Source organism: Bacteroides helcogenes P 36-108 (genome assembly GCF_000186225.1).
In the GTDB taxonomy this organism is placed as follows: Bacteria; Bacteroidota; Bacteroidia; order Bacteroidales; family Bacteroidaceae; genus Bacteroides; species Bacteroides helcogenes.
Genome location: NC_014933.1, coordinates 3,053,646 through 3,075,934 on the forward strand (window position 1 = coordinate 3,053,646; position 22,289 = coordinate 3,075,934).

Genomic DNA, 22,289 nt, shown 5'->3' on the forward strand with positions numbered 1-22,289 from the left:
ATCTAAAAAAACAATACAGGATTAGTATAGACACTCCTTCGTAAGGAGTAAAGCTATCCAATCCTGTCTGAGTATAGTATTAATACAATAAAAATGGATAATCCGAGTTACATGTTTATATTTGGAGCAGGGGTAGCATCAGTCCAATCATCTACTCCAACATTATACATAATGGACTCTCCTAAAATGGGATCACCACCTTTACCATCTTTCACAGGCTTATCATCTACATTAGTATCTGATGGATTCGTTGGATTGGTAGGATTGGGATCGATACGCCCGGCACCTCCATTTGGAGCGCAAAAATCCAGAGTATAAACGTATCTTTTGCCTGGCAGCCACTGCGTATTGATAGCTACAGCTGCGAATGCATATTTACCCTCCTTCTTATCGGTTGCTGTAGGCTGAGGATAAATTAATGTTTCTTCAGATCCATTTATATTAGAAATACGGCATAATACAGACAAATAAGCACCAGTCGTATTTTCATCATTATTCCATGCTTGTAATTGCTGGGGAATGAGCATAAATTTTGCATCACCAAACATTAGACTTTTAGGTGTATTATTTAAAGTTACAGGAACTGTTCCCTTGACTACATAAGATTTTGCATGCTCATTTGAACCTGACCAATTTTTCCATTGATTATTCAAATCAATATTGGGTAATGTAACATTATCTGAACCACTGCTAGTTTTTCCAGTAGGAAAATCAAAATCTCCTTGGGTTGCCATATTAGCTAACTTAACAGCTAAAACCTCTATTTTGATATTCGGATTACTGCATTTAGCTTGCACATTAATTTGAGAGAGCGCATGCTTGAAATTGAGCGATACTCCTAATAACTCGTTATTGTCTTTAGTTCCTATATTTCTTGCGATAAGAAGATCCTTTTGATTAGCAACATCTTGTTCCGGGACAAAACTTTTGATTGTTTTTTCAGTGTTGGAAATAGATACACCTGTAATATCGGAAGGAGCATAAGCGTAGAAATCAAGACCATAGGTTGGCCAATAATAAATCTTAGATGGCTGCCAAGCTTCCGTATCAATTTTACCGGGGACTCTGTTAACTAGCACATCTGTAAAGTAGTTGCTTCCATTTCCTAAAGCTGTCACTTTGAATGCAGCTAAATTGTCTAAAGTTAATACATTAGTAGCCCGGGATCTGATAGCCTTATCCAGGGATGCTCGGAAAGAAATACCGGAACCTTTGTTGATATCAACGACATCATTGTTAGAACAAGAGCCTAAAACTGATAAAGCCAAAGCTCCAAACAATAAATAATTCTTCATAAATTTAATTTTAAACATGATTAATAAAAAACATATATTAAGGAATAGACTATTAAATTATCATCTTAAAAGTCACATAGGAATATCTATCTCTATATTTTCCCAATCATCAACTGCGGGATGAAAACCTCCACCATTCACAATCGGCTTGGGCAGACGAAGACCGTCCAACTCAATATATATGTCACGATTACCAGAATTGAGCTGACTTTTGATTATTCCACCTACGTCAAAGGTGTAGGAAAGTTTGCTGCCATCGGTCATGATTACATAAACCACCAATTGTTGGGAAGAGCCTACGGACCCAAACACAAGAAAATCTGTTTTTAGGACAGATACCCCGTCAGAATTCACTTCAAAAGGTATGGTCACAGGCACGTTCGTAAGTTCATTAAGCCCTACCAGAAAACTCCCGGACATACTCGTAATTGCGCCTGAGATTCCATCCTGAGAGATATATTTAAGGTTTGCCACATTCTTTATTTTAACATGGTAACGGTATACTGACAGTTCGGGAAACATGGTTATCGTCTGGTCTTCCTTCAATTCAACCGTGATGTCATCAAGGCGGTCGCTATAGAGAATGTCGGGAGCGTTGACAACGTGCTCTTCCGAACTTCCCTTGACACGCGAAATCCGAAATGACCGCACACTAAGAATAGCGTCAGGTGTATAAGCCTCGAAACTGCCGAACCTCTCTATATTTCGATAAAGTATGGACTCCGTATCGGAGTTAATGCACAATGCCTTGTAACGGCCTGCAGGAATGTTGATATATCCTCCACGGTAATCGGTAAATTCGTATAACTCGGGCCTGTTACCATCCTGGGTAAACATATATAAGCGCATTGTTTCCGGAGTAACACCCGGAGCCTTGCTCCAGTCAAAAACCACCTTAACCTTGACGGCATGCGAGTGCTCATAACACAAATCCTTGTGCTCACAGGAAGCAAACTGCATACAGGATGTAAAAAGTATGAGAACTTGCAGTATATAATTGTTCATCTTCATATAAGGCTTTATATTATTCATCGTGTACCTCCTTTCTTTTTATTATAGTTTCCACGCCCCAAAAGCCACACGAGGGAAACTTCCGCTTTTGTAGGGCCGAACCAATGTCGGTGTCTGGTGCGTTCCCACACGTAATGTCCTCCAGAGGGGATGTACTCGTAATAAACACCACCCAAATAGCCCAAGCCAATGGAGAGGTCAAGATTCAGCCGCTTTCCTACAGGAAAGGAGTAACCATACTCAACACCTGCACCGTAATGCGCCTTCTCCCAAAGTGTTCCACCCGGACGCCCTCCGATATAACCGCGTCCTCCCGCTTCAAAATCATAGGTAATCATTTGTCCGTAAACACCTACATGGTGACCTGTCAAAGGCTTTTTTGCGGCGCGTTGGCCAAAATACCTGCGCACGTCAATCTCACCGCCATACACACGCCAATAACGGTGGCGGCTGTCATTGTCCCACCATGCATACATCCAGTTGCCGCCGACAGACCACCCGCCACCCAGATAAAACTCAAGACCGATATTCGGGACTAAAAGGGCATCATAGAGCAGGTTCGTCTTAAGCCCCATATAAAAAGGTTTGGAGAGGTTTGGGACCAAAGCACCCAACATTACCGTGTCGCAAATAGCGACAGTCCTTTCGACAGTATCACGCAAGACTGGACCGGCAGACGGAATCATTGAGACAGTCGTATCTGCTGCCAACTCTCCTGCTTGCGCTCCCTCTTTTTGTATCTCCTTTACCTCTGCTGAGACAATATTTTTCTCTTCTTGCGATAACTTTACCGGAACCGTTTTCAATTCGCACCGAACCACAGTACTATTACGCAAAGATGGGAAGAAATGTTCAGACATATAATGCCATACCCGACCACCATGGAGATTCATAAGTCGCCGTTTACGTGAATCAACCACGACACCTCCACGGATAACCCATTCAGGGGTGTCCCGAATTATACGAAGTGCCTCTTCCCGATACGGCATTTCCGAGTCCTCGACCAGGGAAGCCAATCCATGCCAGTCCTGTCCCAAGGAAACAAGACTGAAAATCGAATCGGGTAACGAAAGCCGTTGCTGAATATAGGAACGCAAGGATTCACACCTCCGGTCCGAAAGAGACTTATTCAGCTTTGTACCGCCTTCCGGTGATGCTCCGGCCTCTATGACAACACGGAATATATTTTTTTTCTCACGCATCCCCCTAATGTAAGACAAAAGCGAATCCAAAGAGGGCTTGTTGTCTTTGTAAGACAAATCAACGGTGGAACGCCCAACCGGGAAGTAAACTCTATACACGACATCCCCTGCAAAGACAGAAATGCCCAACAAGTGGAACAAAATGAAAAACAGGGAAAATACCAAAGCTTTAATTTTCATTATAATTATTATAATCTGATTTTAGAATACATTTTTTTTTAAGAAAAAAAGCAAACATACAACCGCCTCGAAAGGTTTGTTTTTTTTCACTCTCTATGACAGAGAGTGAAAAATATAAAGAAATAGGGCTTAAAAGGAATATAAAGGCTCTCATACGGCCTATCCTTGCAGAAATTGTTTTATAAAAACACATTTATGATCATGAATTTGCAGATATACAGTGATATAACCTTAATATATTTTATATAATTACAGAAACTATGGGAATATTGTATCTGAAAGAACACACAACCTGTTATAATTACATAAGTTGTGTTCGGGAAGGATTTTTATACCATCAATTCCAGGCCGGGGAATTAAATGAAGAAACCAATGAAGCTGACTGCATCTTCTTCATTCTGGAAGGCGAGCTGGAGATCTTTTGCAATGGGAAAGCTGTTAGTCTCACTTCCGGCAACATGGGCTGCTTCAGCAAGGGAAGTGTATGCAAGATACATTCGTTAGTGAGAAGCAGCGTAATCATTGCGCAGTTTGACAATACGATACAGGGGTGTGAGAAGATTTCATTCTCGCAGTTGTATGATCTGGCCTCCAAGGCTGGAGATGGGATGCGTCCGCTGGAAATCAGACAAAGCATGAAATTGTTTCTTGAACTTTTGACCGGATATTTGGAAGATGGAGCCGGATGTGTCCATTTTCATGAAATAAAACTTAGAGAATTATTCTGGAACATACGGTTTATTATACAAAATGGAGCTAAGTTTCTTTTTCTATCCATATTAGGAAAAGACAATGACTTCAAAAAAAAGGTTTTTAACAATTATAAGAAAGCCAGAACCATAAAAGAATTGGCAGGTTTATGTGGCAGCTCGCTTTCCTCCTTCCAAAGAAGATTCCTGAAAGAATTCAGGGAGCCTGCAGGTAGCTGGCTGCAGAAACAGATAAACGGCATGATCAAATATAAATTGGCAGACGAAAATATACCCATAGGAATCATAGCTATGGAACTGAATTTTTCTTCACAGCCTCAATTCTGTAGATACTGCAAAAAGAATTTGGGATATACTCCCGGAGAGTGGAGGAAACTTCTGAGAAACAAGAATAAAGATATGAAAAAGCCGGAGGAGAAGGTGGATTGACTTAAAAAGATAAAAAAAAAGCAGTAATTGATAATTAAAATTAATTTGTTCTTTGGTATTTTTGCAGCCGAATTAAGAGGGTGAATTTATTGTCTTTTCATATGGTTAAACTTAGGGTGGAAAAGGCTTTTTCACTCTCTGTCATAGAGAATGAAAGAAAGTATATTCAAAACAGTCTTAAGTTTGTAATAAAACAACCGTTATGGACAATTTGTTTAGCAAATATTATCAGCTATATGGTCATTCACTTCATCAAGTACAGACCGGTCAAGTTCTTTCAGGTAAATTTTGGTCACCTTTTCGGAAGAATGTCCCAAACACTCGCTGATGGTATGGATCGGTGTACCGTTGTCAAGCGCCATTGTGGCCCAGCAATGACGCGCGGCATGCAGGCGCAAAGCCCCCTCCAGTCCAACCCTCCTCGCAACCTTTTTTAGTGCGTACCTTATCTTACCATAAGCTTTCTTATAGCTTGAATAAGGGTCTTCCATCCCTTCAAGAAGGGGGAACAGATACTCTCCGGGAGTATTCCCGTACCTTTCCAACAGACTCTGTATCTGACGGTTTATCCCGATTTCCAGAAATTGCCTGGTCTTATGCCGCTTGTAACGGATTTCCTGTTGAAAAACATTTTCCTTTTTCAGCAGTGCAATATCCACGAACGACATTCCCCGAGTATAGATACTGAACATGAAGACATCTCTGGCCAGGCATTCAGGGGTTCCGAGTGGAAGCGGCAGACGGGCAAGAGTTCTCACCAGCTTGATCGGTATGCCCCGCTTGGCAGTTTTTTCCGTCCTTATTCTGATATTGCGAAACGGCGAAGGAAGTGACAGATTCAACTCGACACATCCTCTTCTATACACAGTCTTCATATTGTGCAGATAAAAGCCAACAGTATTCTTGCTGATTCCGGCTTCCAAAAGACTGTCCCGATACTTGATTACAAGGAGGGGAGAAAGACGGGCGAACGGAAAATCGGACCCGCACAGATGCTTCTGCATCGAATTCAGAGTCGCCTCGTAGGCTTTTGCCGTCCCTTCGTGTCCGGTTTCGGAAAGCACGAGGATTCTTTCCTTAAAGAAACTGTAGAATCCCTTCTCGCCAGTCATGGTTTCATACATCCTATATATGTCACACATCCCGTATTCAACTCCTCTTCTTTCTAATATATCTATGGCCTTGTCCAACGCCTTACTGATTTTCCTGCATACACGGTTCATCCGCCGGACAGTCTCCTGCGTATATGCGCCGCCAGCAAGCACCCGGCCGCTCAGGGAATCGAACAAGCTCGGCTCAATGCTGTATCCAGTATAAACGACTTTTTTCTTCCTCCTGTGAAGAACTTGCACGACCAACGGAAAAGCGCCACGACTGTTACACCGACCTTTTACCAATACTGTCTTTACTGTTGCCATTTTCTAAAATTAGTTATTAACATAATACCAGCGTCCTGGACGGCATACTTCCGGGATAGAATATTCATCAAGCGCCCTCGCAGTACTTCCCCAAAACACCCGCTTCCCAATACCCATTAACGCCCTTTCAACGCTTACCTGAGGGGATTTTCCATAGTCATGTTGCGGACGATACAGTGACCCTTTTCGGTCTTGTTGGTGCACCCGGAGCAAGGGCAACTGTCATGACGGAAAAGCGCTTCCAACATTGGTGCTACAAAAGGAGAATGTCAAGGCAAAGGAAATTAAAAGAAAAAAATAAAAACATCTTTTATATTTTCTGTTTATTCATTCATTGTACAATAACCATAGTTCCGTATACCAACCTACATTCCCGCAAGGCGTCCCAACTATTCGGAACGTAATATAGGTATTTCCCAAATAATCCTGTATTCATTGAGTTTCCTAAGTCAGCACGGGTAAGATCCGTACTATGGAGTCCTATACAGCCCCAAATGCTTTTTTCTGAATAGCCCTTAAAAAATTCTCTTGTATTTCCGAGACAGTAAAGATCATTCCCTTTCTTGGCCAATCAAAGTATCCCCTTCTCTCCACTTTTCCTTACTCGGATAATCAACATGATTTTGCTTCCCTTTGCAAAAGTAACTATTTCCCAATATAATACAAATAAAATTCACTTTTTGGATGTCTTTTATGTGTCCAGGGAACAACAACAATATTCTACCTATATCGGTTCACCAAGTATCTCTCCTCAATAACGGAAGCAACTCGAATGGGCATTATGAAAATGATAACAGAGTATGCACTAACTGCTATACGGAAAAAGAATTCATCCCGCGTATGGACGGACACACGCTTGTTTTCTGTACATATTCATAGGGCGCATGGCTTTTACATCCAACGAAGTGTTATTGGACTGGTATGCAAAACACTGGATAGGAAACACTAACGGACAGGTGTTTATCCAAACAATACTCTGAGAAGCATAGCAGATATAATAATTCAAAACATGTAAGACTATGTATGAAATTTTCCAAAAACAGTATGATATACTTCATCCACGCCGTCGTTATCTTTATCCATTCTCCTGCAATTGAGCCAAGATGTATTTTCACTTGCAGTGAATGACTTTTACTGCCCTAAAAGAATAAAATATCAAGCTGAAAGCATTACCTTTGCGGTCGTTTTTAATATATATTTATGAAGACCAATGTATATAATAAAATATCCATCGGATGAAATTTTTCCAGAAAATTCAAGGCACACATCCGGCTGTCATTTGCGGTTTGGGTACGCTGTTTCTGCTTTCCTGTAGGGTGGAACAGGATGAAGCAAGATCGGAAAGTATAGGATTTAGTCCGCAAACGATGGAGTATGCTTCTTTCTCCAAAATAGAAGCACCACAATGCAGGGGAGGTGAAGCATTCTCGGCGTATTATCTTGAATCTGCCCTTATGGGAAAAGAAGGTGGAGACTCCCTGTTCCTTCATATCTGTTCCCTCGCCTCCATTCCATGTCATCTTACCGGCAATGGCGCTTTCGGCATATCTGCCTTCTGCTACACGGGAACGTGGAACAGTTCCCTATCCGCCAGCTTCATGCATAATGAACGTGTGACCCCTCCAAAATGATCTGCTTGTGGCATCCTTTGGGGGAATAAATGTCACTGTTCTTGTCATCGGATCGGGTACGGGAATGGGGAAACAACTGCTTGATAAACAGGATATAGATGTAAAATCGGGGGAGATTATAGATATACAAGAAGATTATACCAAGGACCTGTTATGGGGCAACACCGGAGCGATTACAGCGGGAAGCCCGTCCCATTTCGGAATAACATTAAAGCATATGCTCTCACGCATACGGATCAGGGTGGTATGCGAAATGGGACTTCTTACGGTTTACAACGATAGCAAACATGGCGGCTATCAACCTACTGAACGAGACACTGTCTGCAGAAAATGTATCACTTTCTACTCCCCTCATTCGTTCGATGACAAAAGATATACGGATCCATTCTCTTATATAGACGATTCATATACCCAATAATTCCCCGTCCAGAAAGCCAAAGAACCGTAAAAGTCAGGAATACTACATAGCTGACTGTGGCGATCGCATAATCCTGAGTTTGTTGTGAAACGCGGAATGCCGTTTTTTTTAACGCTCATGGCAGACGAACGAATCTGTTTTTTGCTATTGAAAATAAATATCGGAACAGCCCGCGACTCGCCTTATCCCCATTTCGGGGATTTTATACAAAGAATCGAAGCCGTTCACTTTAATAAAGCGCAATAGGTTCTCCAAAGAATAAATATTGTATTTTCTGAATGTATGCAAGGATCAGGAATTCATATTCAGTTCCTCCAGAGGGGTAGCCAGCAAATCAACATGTTCAGGTGAATTCTGAAGAACCATATAACCAAAAGACAGAACCAGAATGCTATTTTAACATATATATTCATGATGCAGATGTGTTGACAGATAAACCAACAGAAATATTCAGACAAGATTTCATACAACCTCCAACCCCGGGCGAGGATTATTATAACCCTCCCAAGGCATCTTATAAGTATGGCACTTTTGATTTCTAATATCTTCGGTATTGACCTTATTGTATTAAAACTGTATATATTTGTTGATTTAGCCAATTATGTTTTAAATGTCATTTTCGGATGATAGAGGGGAAGAAATGGACAGCTCTAAAATGTTGGAACATTGGAAATAGATACTTTGATCATGAGACAAATGAACATATACCAACTCAAGGATTAATAACATATATTTGTCTAAGTTCAATTTTTTAAGGTAGGTTCTTGAAAAGCAGTGTTTTACTCTTTTCAATGCGGGATACTGTTTGGCATTGGTGGAACTGTCAACAATCTGCCCGTTTTTAATACGTTTCTTTTCTAAGAATCTTACTTCAAGAAAATCAATCATTTGTTGGACAGACTTCACTTTGATTTCCGGTCGTTGTTGTCTGACTTCATCAAAGCAATGGGATAGTTGTACTGGCGACCAATTTCGTCCCTCAAATTTCTACATTGAATTGACTATCCGCGAAGGCGTTGCAGCAATACAACATCTTTGTATTGCCCTCCTACGCACCACCACTCTTTCAGCAGTCCACATTCTGCAAATCCACATGATTTAAACAACTGTATGCTTGCTTCATTATCTGTAGAAATATGGGCGGTGAGCTGCTTCAGAAAAAGGAAACCGAATACATAATCACACAACAAATCCAATGCTTCTTTGGCATAACCTTTGCTTTGATATTCTCTCTGGACCACAATACCTATTTCCCCCCGAGAATGCAAGGGGGAAAAATCCGTAATATCCACCGTTCCTACCACAGCATCATCTTCGTGGCGCACAATCATCATACGGAGTTGACGGTCGGCAAACATGTCACATTGCGAGTTCTCTATGTATTGCCTGAGAATAAATTTGGAATAAGGAACATTAAAATTTGTCACATCCCAATTTTGAGGATCATTTTCCATTGCATACATTATCTCAAGATCCTCCGGTTCCATCGCACGAAGATGCAAACGTTCACTTACAAAGTAAGACATATTCATATTGATAATTAATTCTGGCTTGGAGTCTTTTTATTCTTTTTCTTTATTGATGTGTAATTCTTTACGCAGACGTTCTTCGCCGGGGAAGCAAAACAAGGAAGCCGTCATGGCAATCAATGCGCAGAGCACACCTTTACCACTCAGCATCATATAATAAGTGAGGAAACCTGCCAACATAGGAATGGCCAATAATACAAGTCGCACTCCACTCCAAAAAGCATAAAGGCTGAGAGCCTCGGAAATCGTCACAATATCTATTTTCTTAGCAAGTATCCATGAAAAAAGCTTCAAGGAAACAGGTACACAAGATGCTGCCAGCAAAATGACCGAAGTTTCGGCAAAATAAGTGATACGCACATCATCTGCATACATACCCACCCACGTGCCTCCCGTCTCTCCGGAGATCACCAGAAGGACAGGTAGTATCCAGAAGCATACAAAGTAAATACTTGTCCGCCTTACTGTCCGTTTTATTTGTTCTTCCATTATCATCTAAATTATATTTCCTTATACCGTTCCCGTAAACGGAGTACGGTTGACTATACTCCGTCCGAGTGTTACCTCATCGGCATACTCCAATTCATCGCCGACAGAAATACCACGGGCTATTACTGAAAGCTTCACGCCCATTTTTTCCAATTTGCGATATATATAGAAATTCGTAGTGTCTCCTTCCATCGTGGTGCTCAGGGCAAGTATCACTTCTTTTATATCCCCCGAAGAAACACGTTGCACAAGGCTTTCGATCTGCAAATCACCGGGACCAATCCCATCCATTGGAGAGATAACGCCTCCCAATACATGGTACAGCCCGCGAAACTGCTGTGTAGCCTCTACTGCCATGACGTCACGGATGTTTTCCACCACACAGACGACAGAAGAATCACGCTGCGGGTTGGAACAGATACGGCATATTTCCGTATCTGAAATATTATGGCATACTTTGCAATACTTCACTTCATGCTTCAACGTAATGATGGCATTACCGAAAGCCTCCACTGCCATCGTATCCTGACGCAGAAGATGAAGCACCAGTCTCATTGCTGTTTTACGTCCCACACCCGGCAGTTTGGCAAACTCACTGACTGCCTTTTCCAATAATGTCGAGGGATACTGTCCATTCATACACAAAATTCTCCTATCAGTCCGCAAAGATAAATAGAATTCCGAATTATGAATGAAGTTTTTTGAAATAAGTATTACCTTTGCAACATCAAAGAAATGTAATATTCCTCGTAAGACAGTATAAAACAAACTTTTAAATTGACAAAATAGATGGAAATATCGAACGCCGAATTCGTCATCAGTAACACAGACGTGAAGAAATGCCCCCCAGGAACATTTCCCGAATATGCCTTCATTGGGCGCTCCAACGTGGGGAAATCCAGTCTTATCAATATGCTGACAAACCACAAAGGGCTCGCCATGACATCGGCTACGCCCGGAAAGACAATGCTCATCAACCATTTCCTTATCAACAAGAATTGGTATCTCGTTGACCTTCCCGGCTACGGCTATGCCAAACGGGGACAAAAAGGCCAAGAGCAAATTCAAAACATCATACGAAGCTACATACTGCAACGTGAGCAAATGACCAACTTGTTTGTACTGGTTGACAGCAGACTGGAACCTCAGGCTATTGATCTCGACTTCATAGAATGGTTGGGCGAAAACGGTGTTCCTTTTGCCATCGTATTCACCAAAGGAGACAAAATGAAAGGCGGAAGGTTGAACGCCAATATCAGGCAATACCTCAAAAAATTGGAAGAACAATGGGAAGAACTTCCACCCTACTTCATCACTTCTTCCGAAAACCGTATGGGTCGAGAAGAATTATTGGACTATATTGAGAAAATCAACAAAGAACTGAACAGTAAATAAAATCATAAAACAATGAAGAAAATTATTTTTTGGCATCTTTTTGTTGCCGCATTGCTTGTAGCCAACAATGGTCAGGCACAATCTCTGAAAGATTTATTCAGCAAGGAGAATCTTGAAAAAGCGGTCAGCACCGTAACCGGAAAAAGCACCAGTGTAAATATGGAAGGAACCTGGAAATATACAGGCTCTGCCGTTGAATTTGAATCGGACAATCTGCTGAAAAAAGCGGGAGGCGCAGTTGCGGCATCTACTGCAGAAAGTAAACTCAATGAGCAATTAGCCAAAATCGGCATCAAGGAAGGGCAAATGAGTTTCACATTCAATGCAGACAGCACGTTCAACGCCAATATAGGAGCCAAGAAACTAAATGGAACTTATTCCTACAACAGCACAACACAGAGCGTCAACCTCAAATTTGCCAAACTGATAGGTATGAATGCAAAAGTAAGCTGCACGTCCTCCAGCATGGACTTATTATTCAACTCGGACAAACTGCTGAAATTATTGACTTTTCTGGGTAGCAAAAGTAGTAGTACGACTTTAAAAACAGTCAGTACACTGGCAAACAGCTACGATGGTATGATGACAGGATTCACTATGAAGAAACAATAAAAAAACATCACCGGCATTAAGAAGAAAAGCCCCGCAAATAATATTTGCGGGGCTTTTCTTTGTAAGAAAGAGAGCGGAAAACGAGACTCGAACTCGCGACCCCAACCTTGGCAAGGTTGTGCTCTACCAACTGAGCTATTTCCGCATTTGATGACATTCCTTTCGCAAAGAATATGTGCCCAGAACAGGACTCGAACCTGCATGCCTCTCGACACACGCACCTGAAACGTGCGCGTCTACCAATTCCGCCACCTGGGCATTGTCATCAACATTCGAAAGAGCGGAAAACGAGACTCGAACTCGCGACCCCAACCTTGGCAAGGTTGTGCTCTACCAACTGAGCTATTTCCGCATTTATCAGATGTGAAGAGGAGGAGACTCGAACTCCCACAACATTTCTGTCACTACCACCTCAAAGTAGCGCGTCTACCAATTCCGCCACCTCTCCATCAATATTCCTAAACTAAACAAAGAACTCATTGCCTTACCTGATGTGCCCAGAACAGGACTCGAACCTGCATGCCTCTCGACACACGCACCTGAAACGTGCGCGTCTACCAATTCCGCCACCTGGGCATCGGTACTGCAATCATCTGCATTGAGCGGAAAACGAGACTCGAACTCGCGACCCCAACCTTGGCAAGGTTGTGCTCTACCAACTGAGCTATTTCCGCGTTTGCGGTTGCAAAGGTAGATATTTTCCTTAAACCAACAAACATTCCGAACTTTTTTTTCACACAGAAAATGCACGCTTTCATTCAAAGTGTAAGCAGACTTTTGATTATCAACTCATTCGGTCACGATAATCTTCATAGGAAAATTGCTTAAAGATTTCAGCATTTCCTTCTTCAGTCCACATGGCAATAGCCGGATGATGAATTCCGTTGAACATATTTGTCTTTACCATCGTATAATGAATCATATCTTCAAAAACGATTCTCTCACCAATTTGCAGTTCATGATCAAAACTCCAAAATCCCATATAATCACCACTCAAACAAGAATTGCCGCCTAAGCGATAGACATGCGCCCCCTCACTTCCTATCTGTGCACCACGCACCGAGGGCTGGTAAGGCATCTCCAAACAATCGGGCATGTGACAGGTGAAACTGACATTTAAAACTGCGGTACGAATGCCACGGTTTTCTACAATATCCACAACTTCGGAAGTCAACACACCGGTTTGCCAGGTAAAGGCAGATCCCGGTTCCAAAATAATCTGCAAATGAGGATAGCGTTCTTTCAACCCCTGCAACAAGCGGATAAGATGTTCTATATCATAATCTTTACGCGTCATCAGATGTCCGCCGCCCAAATTCAACCATTTGATTTGAGAGAACCATTTGGAGAATTTCCCTTCCATACGCTCCAGCGTGTGCTCCAGTTCATAAGAAGAAGACTCGCAATGGCAATGGCAATGGAAGCCTTCAATGCCATACGGAAGTATCTCTGGTAATTGGTCGGCCATCAGACCGAAACGGGTTCCGGGAGCACAAGGATTATACAATTCGGTTTCAACCTCAGAATACTCCGGATTGATACGGATGCCGCAAGAGATTCCACTTCCTTCCGCAACGGTCATCGGATAGAAACGATGGAACTGCATCAACGAATTAAAAGTTATATGGCCGCTGCAACGCATTATCTCCGGAAAATCGGCCTCGGTATAGGCAGGCGAATAGGTATGCGCCTTACTGCCGAATTCTTCCAATGCCAGACGGGCCTCATATACAGAACTTGCCGTAGAATGTTCTATATACTCCCTGAAGACGGGAAACGAGCGCCACATGGCAAAAGATTTGAATGCAAGGATAATCTCTACCCCCGCACGGTCGGCTACACTCTTTATCAAAGTAAGGTTTCTCCTCAAAAGTTCTTCTTCCATAATGTAACAGGGAGAAGGGAAAAGATCAAAATCTTTATCTGTCATCTTTATATATATTTTTTTTACTATTCATTTAAAATTCAAAAACACGTCCGACAAGGTAATTTCAAGATACTGCCGAATATTTACTAAAAGTTCAGAGGATTTTTACTAAAAATCTCTACCGTTTTTAGTAAATTTATGGAGGCATTTTAGTAAAAAAGGAAACATTCTTTTTTCTATATCTTTATTTGTAAACATATTCTATCACTCCACAACTTTAAAACGGGCAAAACGCAATAAAAGTTGCTTGTCTCCGGCATTCTTAAAGTGAATGGTTGCTTTAACACTGTCACCCTCTCCTTCCACCTTCAATACTTCGCCCAGTCCAAAGCGTTCGTGCTCTATGAATTGCCCGGGTCGGACACCATTTGGAACTGTACCGCCCGAAGGATGCACAGAAGATGCAGGAGAAGCACCGGAAGAAGACGTCACCCGTTTCAGATTGCGGGGAACCGTCGGAGAAAAAATCTTTTGCTTCTCACGTCTGAAGTTCTCTGCTCCTTCATCTATACGACGACCGACAACAACATCTTGCGGCAAACGTAGGAAACGCGCGTCTATATCTTTAAGGAAACGGCTGGGACTTCCAAATTCCATTTTGCCATAACGGAAACGTGTCTTTGCGAATGAAAGGTAACAATGCTTCTCCGCCCGGGTAATAGCCACATAGAACAAGCGCCGTTCTTCTTCCAAGGCACGGGGCGAGTCACCTACCATACCACTCGGAAAAAGATTTTCTTCCATTCCTACCACAAACACGTTTTTAAACTCCAGCCCTTTGGCCGAATGGACAGTCATCAGGGTTATCTTCTCATCATCTCCATCCTTGTCGGAATCCTGATCGGTAAGCAGAGATACTTCCGACAGGAAATCCACCAACAGAATGTTCGCATTTCCTTCTTCCTGCCTCCGGGCACAGAAATCACTCATGCCATTTACCAATTCTTCTATGTTCTCTTTCCGACTAAGGTTCTCAGGAGAATTATCCTGGCAAACATCGTTTACAATTCCAGACCGGCGGATGATTTCAGTTCCGGTTTCATAAGCGTTTTTCTCTGCCACATCGGTGATAAAACCGGATATAAGATCACGGAAACCTTGCAGTTTTCCGGCAGTTCCTTTATTCAGTTCCAGCCCATAGGTCAGCGGTTCGCAAAGAACAGCCCACAGGCTGACGTTGTTTCCGGTAGCGGCAGCTATGATTTTTCCTACCGTGGTGTCACCAATACCACGTGCCGGATAATTGATGATACGTTTGAAAGCTTCCTCATCGTTAGGGTTCACCGCCAAGCGGAAATAGGCTATCACATCTTTAATTTCCTTGCGCTGGTAAAAGGACAGACCACCATAAATGCGATAAGGCATTCCCCGCTTGCGCATGGCCTCTTCAAAAATACGACTTTGCGCATTGGTCCGGTAAAGCACGGCAAAATCAGAATAGACGCAATGTTCCCGATGGTGCAATTCCGCAATCTTATTGACTACGATTTCCCCTTCTTCCACATCGCTATACGCCTGATAAACCCCGATAGACTCTCCTTCTTCTTTCTTGGAAAAAACCTCCTTATGTATCTGCCTCTGATTTTTCTCTATCAGACTGTTGGCCGCACGGACTATGGTTTGCGTGGAACGATAATTCTGCTCCAGCTTGAAGACTTTAGTACCGGGATAAACTTCCGTGAAATACAAGATATTATCGATATCAGCACCACGGAAAGAATAGATACTTTGAGCATCATCCCCCACCACGCATACATGCCGATGATTTTTTGCCAACTGCAGGACGATGCTATGCTGGGCAAAATTGGTATCCTGATACTCATCCACCAATATATATCGGAACTGTTCCTGATAGCGGGCAAGCACATCCGGATGATCACGGAATAAGAGAAAAGTATAAAACAGCAAATCATCAAAGTCCATTGCGTCTGCTTGCCTGCAACGTTCCCAATACCTTTGGTAGATATCACGGACAGACGGCATCTTAGCGGCGCAATCTCCTTCATAAGCCTCTTTGTTATTGGCATATCCTGCCGGAGAAACCAAATGGTTTTTGGCATTGGAAATACGAGCCTGCACTATCCCCGGCTTATATACTTTCTCATCCAGTTTCATTTCTTTGATAATGGAGCGCAAAAGGCTCTTGCTGTCCGCCGTATCATAAATAGTGAACTGCGGCGTGAATCCCAGATGCGGGGCCTCAACATGCAGAATGCGCAGGAACATGGAGTGAAACGTCCCCATCCAAAGCCGACGGGCACGTTCCGTTCCCACCTGGTGGGCAATACGTTCTTTCATCTCACGTGCCGCCTTGTTGGTAAAAGTCAACGCAAGGATATTCCACGGCTGGTAACCGTTCTCCAGCAAATAGGCTATCTTATAGGTCAGCACACGCGTCTTCCCGGAACCGGCCCCGGCTATCACCAACAACGGGCCATCATTATAAAGAACCGCCTCACGCTGTCCTTCATTCAATTCTTGTATGTAATCGGGCATATTCCATATAATCTTTTAAATAAGGTAGTACCGGAGACACAAACAATGCAGTCTGCCTCCGCTTCGGGGGACAAAGATAATGTAAACCAAATGCAGAATAAAACGAACGAGTTATTTTTTATGCCGGAACACAGCTTATCTTCGCACAGTTGAAACAAAAAAGATGCGGGCACAGATGAACAATTCCTGATGTTGCCGTGTTTAGTATTAGAAAGTTTCAAAATAAATAATTGAACTTATGAATACGTTATTAATGACTTTAATGATGACAGTTATGACTTACGAAATGCCTAAACTTCCTTACGCAAACAATGCGCTGGAACCTGTAATCAGTCAGCAAACAATAGATTACCATTACGGTAAACATCTGCAAACTTATGTAAACAATCTCAATAATCTCACTCCGGGTACAGAATATGAAGGAAAAGATCTGATCAGTATCGTATCTTCCGCGCCGGATGGACCTATATTCAACAATGCCGGACAAGTATTGAACCACACTCTCTACTTCCTGCAGTTTTCGCCCAAACCTGTCCATAGTGAACCGACGGGTAAATTGGCAGAGGCCATCAAACGAGACTTCGGCAGTTTCGAGAACTTCAAGAAGGAATTTAATGCAGCCGCTGTCGGACTGTTCGGTTCGGGCTGGGCATGGCTTTCTGCCGACAAGGACGGAAAACTTCATATCACCAAAGAAGCCAACGGCAGCAATCCGGTACGTTTCGGACTGACCCCCCTATTGGGATTTGATGTCTGGGAACATGCCTATTATCTTGATTATCAGAATCGTCGTGCAGACCATATTAACTCACTTTGGAGTATCATCGATTGGGAGGTAGTAAGCAAAAGATTAAAATAATCAGTAGTTAGAATCTCATAAAACCAGTTCAAGACGCATCCATGAGTACCAAACTCGTGGGTGCGTCTTATGTTTCATACGGCATCTAACATATTTTAAAGAAAATCATTGGTTACTAAGATAAGTATTCCATAACTTTGCTAAACATAAACATTTAACAAAAGAAATGAAACTCATAGTAGTCACAGCACCCACATTCTTTGTAGAAGAAGACAAAATTATCACGGCACTCTTTGAAGAAGGTCTTGATATTCTACATCTGAGGAAACCGGAAACTCCCGCCATGTATTCCGAACGGCTTTTGACTCTGATACCCGAAAAATATCACAGGCGCATCGTCACCCATGAACACTTCTATTTACAAGAAGAATTTAATCTGATGGGCATACACCTGAATGCGCGCAACCCGAACGAGCCACATGATTACTCAGGACACATCAGTTGTACCTGTCATTCCATGGAAGAGATACAAAGCAAAAAGCATTTTTATGATTATTTGTTTTTGAGCCCCATCTACAACTGTATCACAAAGAATGGGGTAACTTCCGGATTTACCGCAGAAGAACTTCGTCAGGCCGGAAAAAATAAGATTGTGGACAACAGAGTAATGGCGTTGGGTGGCATTACTCCCGACAATATCTTGGAAATTAAAGATTATGGCTTTGGTGGTGCAGTGGTAATGGGCGACCTCTGGAATAAGTTCAATACCCGCACAGACCGTGACTATTTAGAAATAATCCGTCATTTCAAGAAGCTGAAGGAAATGTCCGATTAAAACTTTCCATATTCTCTATACTCCACCCCAACAGGTAATGTGAAATAGAAAGTAGAGCCCTCTCCTTTCTTAGACTCCACCCCAATACCTCCTCCGTAATGCTCTACGATGGACTTTGTAATGGAGAGTCCCAAGCCCGTACCTTTTATATTATAGTTCATCTTTACAAAACGCTCAAAAATAGCATGACGTCCTTCTTCATCAATACCACAACCAGTATCGGCTACATAAAAATAAAAGTTCCGGTTACTCAATTGCCTGCATCCTATTTTCACGCTTCCCTTTTCGGTAAATTTCAATGCATTTCTCACCAGATTGCCGACAACCTGCGCAAATCGCACCCGATCTACCACTAAACGACACTGAGGTAACTTTTCTACAAATTCAACCTGAATTCCACCGGGATGGGAGCCGGTATTTTCTGCCATGCAAACTTCAGCGATCAAAGTGTTCACATCTACTTCTTCATCATTATACTCTAAGGTATTTGCTTCTATTTTAGAATAGTCCAGCAAATCATTCACCAATTGCAGCAAGGAATCCTTGTTTTCATTAATTTCTTTCAAAAAAGCCATGCGCGTTGCTTTGTCCAAGTTATCCATTTCGGCAAGCATGGTGGTGAAACCCACAATGGCATTCAACGGTGTCCGTATCTCATGAGTCATATTGGCGATAAAAGCATTCTTCAGTTGATTAGTTTCTTCCGCCACCTCATTCATCTGACGCAGAGTTTTCACCCGTCTGCTCTTACCGATAGAAATGATAATCATGATAATCAACAATAAAAATATGATTATCATAAAAGCAATCAGCAATATTTCATTTCTTTCTATAAAACCAAGTATCTTTATTAAAAGCAGAGCTATAAGTGGTACATTCATTGTTTGTTTTGTTTTTCTTGATGCAAGTAAACTTTTATTTGCAAATATAAGAAAGAAATTACAAATAATATAAGGAATATACAACTTTAATAAACCAACAAATAAAAAAAATACTTAGTAACGTACAAGAAAGCATTTGACAAAACAATCAGAAGATTTCCATGAAAACCCACACACTACATTCCTTAAAATAGTTTACAGCAGAAAAAAAGGGATTCACTCCTCAGAGCAAATCCCTTTAACTTATTGATTATTAATTATAAATCGTATGCTACAATCCTTCGATGGCTGCCTGTGCCGCTGCCAATCGTGCAATGGGAACGCGGAACGGAGAACAACTCACGTAGTTCAGACCTACCCTATGGCAGAATTTCACGGAAGAAGGTTCGCCGCCATGTTCGCCACAGATGCCACACTTCAAATCCGGACGGATAGCACGGCCTTTTTCCGTTGCCATGCGCACCAACTGCCCTACTCCATTCTGATCCAGCACTTGGAAAGGATCTACTTTCAGAATCTTCTTTTCCAGATAAATCGGAAGGAAAGAAGCAATATCATCACGTGAATAGCCGAAAGTCATCTGAGTCAGATCATTTGTCCCGAATGAGAAGAATTCCGCAGAAGAAGCAATGCGATCAGCTGTCAAAGCGGCACGAGGTATTTCAATCATTGTTCCTACTTTAAAATCAATGCTGTCCCCCACTTCTTCAAACAAATTAGCAGCTTCGGTGCGAATGACATCTTCTTGTTGCTTGAACTCATAAAGAATACCTGTCAGCGGAACCATGATTTCAGGATGCGTTTCAATGCCCTCCTTCTTCAATTCCAACGCAGCACCAAGAATAGCACGTGTCTGCATTTGAGTAATTTCCGGATATGTGTTTCCCAGACGGCAGCCACGATGTCCCAACATTGGATTATGTTCGCAAAGTGACTCTACACGTTGTTGGATATGTTGCAAGCTTACCCCCATCGTATCTGCCATTTCCTGCTGTCCTTTCAAATCATGAGGAACAAATTCATGCAAAGGAGGATCGAGCAGACGAACAGTCACCGGACAGCCTTCCATAGCGCGGAATATCCCTTTGAAGTCAGCCTGTTGATAAGGAAGAATCTTGGCTAAAGCCTTACGACGACCTTCCGCATTTTCTGCTAAAATCATCTCACGCATGGCTTTAATCTTTTCTCCTTCAAAGAACATGTGCTCCGTACGGCACAAACCGATACCAACTGCACCAAAGTTGCGTGCAACCTGTGCATCATGAGGAGTGTCCGCATTGGTGCGAACTTGCAATTTGGTATATTTATCAGCCAAACTCATCAATTCGGCAAAGTCACCGGAAAGTTCGGCAGCTTTTGTTTCAACCTTGCCGTTATATACTTCACCCGTACTTCCGTTCAATGAAATAAAATCACCTTCTTTCAGCAATACGCCATCTATTTCCACTGTACGGGTCTTATAATCTATATTCAAAGCACCTGCACCGGACACACAACATTTACCCATACCACGGGCAACAACAGCCGCATGAGAAGTCATACCTCCACGAGCAGTCAGGATACCTTCAGCAACTGCCATACCTGCCAAATCTTCAGGAGATGTTTCAATACGAACCATTATCACGCGCTTGCCGGCAGCATGCCAATCAGCGGCATCATCGGCAAAAAACACAATTTGACCTGTGGCAGCACCCGGAGAAGCGGGAAGGCCGCGAGTCAGAACTTTGGCCTGCTTCAAAGCAGCCTTGTCAAACACCGGATGGAGTAACTCATCCAGCTTATTAGGCTCACAACGCAACAAAGCTGTCTTTTCGTCAATCATACCCTGATGGAGCAAATCCACAGCAATCTTTACCATAGCGGCTCCCGTACGCTTACCATTACGGGTCTGGAGGAACCAGAGTTTACCTTCCTGCACGGTGAATTCCATATCCTGCATATCACGATAATGGTTTTCAAGCTTGGTTTGCAGAGCATCCAACTCTTTATATATTTCCGGCATGGCCTCTTCCATAGAAGGGTATTTTGCGGCACGTTCTTCTTCACTTACCCCTGCCAGTTCTGCCCAACGCCGTGAACCGATCTTGGTAATCTGTTGAGGAGTACGGATACCTGCAACAACATCCTCACCTTGTGCGTTAATCAGATATTCGCCATTGAAAAGGTCTTCACCCGTAGCAGCATCGCGGCTGAAACAAACACCCGTTGCCGAAGTTTCTCCCATATTGCCGAATACCATAGCCTGTACGCTGACAGCCGTACCCCATTCATCAGGAATCCCCTCCATTTTGCGATAAAGAATGGCACGTTCGTTCATCCATGAGTTAAACACGGCGCAAACGGCTCCCCATAACTGCTCATAAGCACAAGACGGAAAATCTTTTCCGGTCTGTTCTTTTACGGCAGCCTTGAATTTCTTCACCAATTCCTTGAGGTCTTCAACTTCCAATTCATTATCCAGTTTCACACCTTTAGCGTGTTTCACTTCTTCTATAATAGCTTCGAATGGATCGACATCTTCCTTGTTAACCGGCTTCATGCCCAATACCACATCTCCATACATCTGCACGAAACGCCGGTAAGAATCCCATGCAAAGCGCGCATTGCCGGTCTTGCGAATCAGCCCTTCCACCACTTCGTCGTTCAGTCCCAGATTCAGGATCGTATCCATCATGCCCGGCATAGAAGCACGCGCACCTGAACGGACGGAAACCAGCAAAGGATTTTCAACGTCACCAAATTTTGAACGCATCAGCATTTCTACATGTGCAATGGCTTGTTCAACTTCTTTCTTCAACAGGGCAACCACTTTTTCCTGCCCCATTTCATAATATTCTGTGCAAACTTCTGTCGTGATTGTAAAGCCCGGAGGAACCGGAACCCCTATGAGATTCATCTCAGCAAGGTTAGCGCCCTTGCCTCCCAAAAGGTTTCTCATGTCGGCCTTTCCCTCTGCCTGACCATTTCCAAAGGTATAAACTCTTTTTTTGTCCATAATAAAAATTTAAAGTTTCTGATTGTGATTTTCTTCT

The 22,289-nt window shown here is 42.6% G+C and carries 18 protein-coding genes, 6 tRNA genes and 1 pseudogene; 8 read left to right on the forward strand and 17 right to left on the reverse strand.

The features are described 5' to 3' along the window. Positions 1–107: 107 nt before the first annotated feature. From BACHE_RS12515 to BACHE_RS12525, 3 genes are all read right to left on the reverse strand, one after another. Complete coding sequence (locus tag BACHE_RS12515) at positions 108–1,295, reverse strand: fimbrillin family protein (RefSeq protein ID WP_013548081.1); 1,188 nt, start codon at positions 1,293–1,295, stop codon at positions 108–110. 72 nt (positions 1,296–1,367) lie between these two features. After that, a complete protein-coding gene (locus BACHE_RS12520; RefSeq protein WP_013548082.1) occupies positions 1,368–2,300 on the reverse strand; it encodes a DUF5119 domain-containing protein in 933 nt (310 codons plus the stop codon). A 23-nt stretch (positions 2,301–2,323) separates the two neighbouring features. After that, entirely contained in the window at positions 2,324–3,688 is a 1,365-nt protein-coding gene (locus BACHE_RS12525) for a DUF3575 domain-containing protein (protein ID WP_013547324.1), read from the reverse strand. 260 nt (positions 3,689–3,948) lie between these two features. Here BACHE_RS12525 and BACHE_RS12530 point away from each other — a divergent pair, with 260 nt between their 5' ends. Next, complete coding sequence (locus tag BACHE_RS12530) at positions 3,949–4,827, forward strand: helix-turn-helix domain-containing protein (RefSeq protein ID WP_013548083.1); 879 nt, start codon at positions 3,949–3,951, stop codon at positions 4,825–4,827. Positions 4,828–5,042: 215 nt separating this feature from the next. Here BACHE_RS12530 and BACHE_RS12535 read toward each other — a convergent pair whose 3' ends face one another. Beyond that, entirely contained in the window at positions 5,043–6,245 is a 1,203-nt protein-coding gene (locus BACHE_RS12535) for a site-specific integrase (protein WP_013548084.1), read from the reverse strand. 1,235 nt (positions 6,246–7,480) lie between these two features. Between BACHE_RS12535 and BACHE_RS12540 the strand changes: the two genes are divergently transcribed. The 3 genes and pseudogenes from BACHE_RS12540 to BACHE_RS18000 form a co-directional block, all read left to right on the forward strand. Further along, complete coding sequence (locus tag BACHE_RS12540) at positions 7,481–7,876, forward strand: hypothetical protein (protein WP_013548086.1); 396 nt, start codon at positions 7,481–7,483, stop codon at positions 7,874–7,876. Positions 7,877–7,883: 7 nt separating this feature from the next. Continuing rightward, entirely contained in the window at positions 7,884–8,294 is a 411-nt protein-coding gene (locus BACHE_RS12545) for a hypothetical protein (protein ID WP_013548087.1), read from the forward strand. 356 nt (positions 8,295–8,650) lie between these two features. Next, a pseudogene (locus tag BACHE_RS18000) lies at positions 8,651–8,836 on the forward strand (hypothetical protein); the annotation flags it as partial. Positions 8,837–9,295: 459 nt separating this feature from the next. On the opposite strand, the gene BACHE_RS12560 reads toward BACHE_RS18000, so the two are convergent. Genes BACHE_RS12560 through recR form a run of 3 tightly spaced genes read right to left on the reverse strand, consistent with a single transcriptional unit; the run spans position 9,296 to position 10,951 of the window. Beyond that, the gene (locus BACHE_RS12560; RefSeq protein WP_041579398.1) at positions 9,296–9,826 is read right to left on the reverse strand and encodes a GNAT family N-acetyltransferase; all 531 of its coding nucleotides are present in this window, start codon (positions 9,824–9,826) and stop codon (positions 9,296–9,298) included. Between the two features lie 30 nt (positions 9,827–9,856). After that, positions 9,857–10,312 carry a hypothetical protein gene (locus BACHE_RS12565; RefSeq protein ID WP_013548090.1) on the reverse strand — a complete coding sequence of 152 codons (456 nt, stop codon included), beginning with the start codon at positions 10,310–10,312 and terminating at the stop codon, positions 9,857–9,859. Positions 10,313–10,333: 21 nt separating this feature from the next. After that, complete coding sequence (gene recR, locus BACHE_RS12570; RefSeq protein WP_013548091.1) at positions 10,334–10,951, reverse strand: recombination mediator RecR; 618 nt, start codon at positions 10,949–10,951, stop codon at positions 10,334–10,336. Positions 10,952–11,101: 150 nt separating this feature from the next. Between recR and yihA the strand changes: the two genes are divergently transcribed. Together yihA and BACHE_RS12580 are read left to right on the forward strand one after the other, a co-directional pair. Further along, positions 11,102–11,707 carry a ribosome biogenesis GTP-binding protein YihA/YsxC gene (gene yihA / locus BACHE_RS12575; protein ID WP_013548092.1) on the forward strand — a complete coding sequence of 202 codons (606 nt, stop codon included), beginning with the start codon at positions 11,102–11,104 and terminating at the stop codon, positions 11,705–11,707. A 12-nt stretch (positions 11,708–11,719) separates the two neighbouring features. Further along, entirely contained in the window at positions 11,720–12,319 is a 600-nt protein-coding gene (locus BACHE_RS12580) for a DUF4923 family protein (RefSeq protein WP_013548093.1), read from the forward strand. A gap of 72 nt (positions 12,320–12,391) precedes the next feature. On the opposite strand, the gene BACHE_RS12585 is transcribed toward BACHE_RS12580, so the two are convergent. From BACHE_RS12585 to BACHE_RS12620, 8 genes are all read right to left on the reverse strand, one after another. After that, positions 12,392–12,464: transfer RNA gene (locus BACHE_RS12585), tRNA-Gly, on the reverse strand. A gap of 31 nt (positions 12,465–12,495) precedes the next feature. Continuing rightward, positions 12,496–12,577, reverse strand: a tRNA-Leu gene (locus tag BACHE_RS12590). A 21-nt stretch (positions 12,578–12,598) separates the two neighbouring features. Then, a tRNA-Gly gene (locus BACHE_RS12595) sits at positions 12,599–12,671 on the reverse strand. Positions 12,672–12,683: 12 nt separating this feature from the next. Then, positions 12,684–12,767, reverse strand: a tRNA-Leu gene (locus BACHE_RS12600). 46 nt (positions 12,768–12,813) lie between these two features. Then, positions 12,814–12,895: transfer RNA gene (locus BACHE_RS12605), tRNA-Leu, on the reverse strand. A gap of 25 nt (positions 12,896–12,920) precedes the next feature. Then, a tRNA-Gly gene (locus BACHE_RS12610) sits at positions 12,921–12,993 on the reverse strand. Positions 12,994–13,103: 110 nt separating this feature from the next. Next, entirely contained in the window at positions 13,104–14,249 is a 1,146-nt protein-coding gene (nspC, locus tag BACHE_RS12615; RefSeq protein WP_013548094.1) for a carboxynorspermidine decarboxylase, read from the reverse strand. Between the two features lie 201 nt (positions 14,250–14,450). Then, on the reverse strand, positions 14,451–16,742 hold the full coding sequence (locus BACHE_RS12620; RefSeq protein ID WP_013548095.1) for an ATP-dependent helicase: 2,292 nt from the start codon (positions 16,740–16,742) through the stop codon (positions 14,451–14,453). A 238-nt stretch (positions 16,743–16,980) separates the two neighbouring features. On the opposite strand from BACHE_RS12620, the gene BACHE_RS12625 reads away from it, so the two are divergent. After that, the gene (locus tag BACHE_RS12625; protein WP_013548096.1) at positions 16,981–17,601 is read left to right on the forward strand and encodes a superoxide dismutase; all 621 of its coding nucleotides are present in this window, start codon (positions 16,981–16,983) and stop codon (positions 17,599–17,601) included. A 166-nt stretch (positions 17,602–17,767) separates the two neighbouring features. Beyond that, a complete protein-coding gene (locus tag BACHE_RS12630; RefSeq protein WP_013548097.1) occupies positions 17,768–18,376 on the forward strand; it encodes a thiamine phosphate synthase in 609 nt (202 codons plus the stop codon). Here BACHE_RS12630 and BACHE_RS12635 read toward each other — a convergent pair. Together BACHE_RS12635 and ppdK are read right to left on the reverse strand one after the other, a co-directional pair. Next, the gene (locus BACHE_RS12635; RefSeq protein ID WP_013548098.1) at positions 18,373–19,257 is read right to left on the reverse strand and encodes a sensor histidine kinase; all 885 of its coding nucleotides are present in this window, start codon (positions 19,255–19,257) and stop codon (positions 18,373–18,375) included. The genes BACHE_RS12630 and BACHE_RS12635 overlap by 4 nt on opposite strands. Before the next feature lie 271 nt (positions 19,258–19,528). Then, positions 19,529–22,252: a pyruvate, phosphate dikinase gene (gene ppdK / locus BACHE_RS12640; protein ID WP_013548099.1), complete on the reverse strand. Its 2,724-nt coding sequence runs from the start codon at positions 22,250–22,252 to the stop codon at positions 19,529–19,531. Positions 22,253–22,289 lie beyond the last annotated feature (37 nt).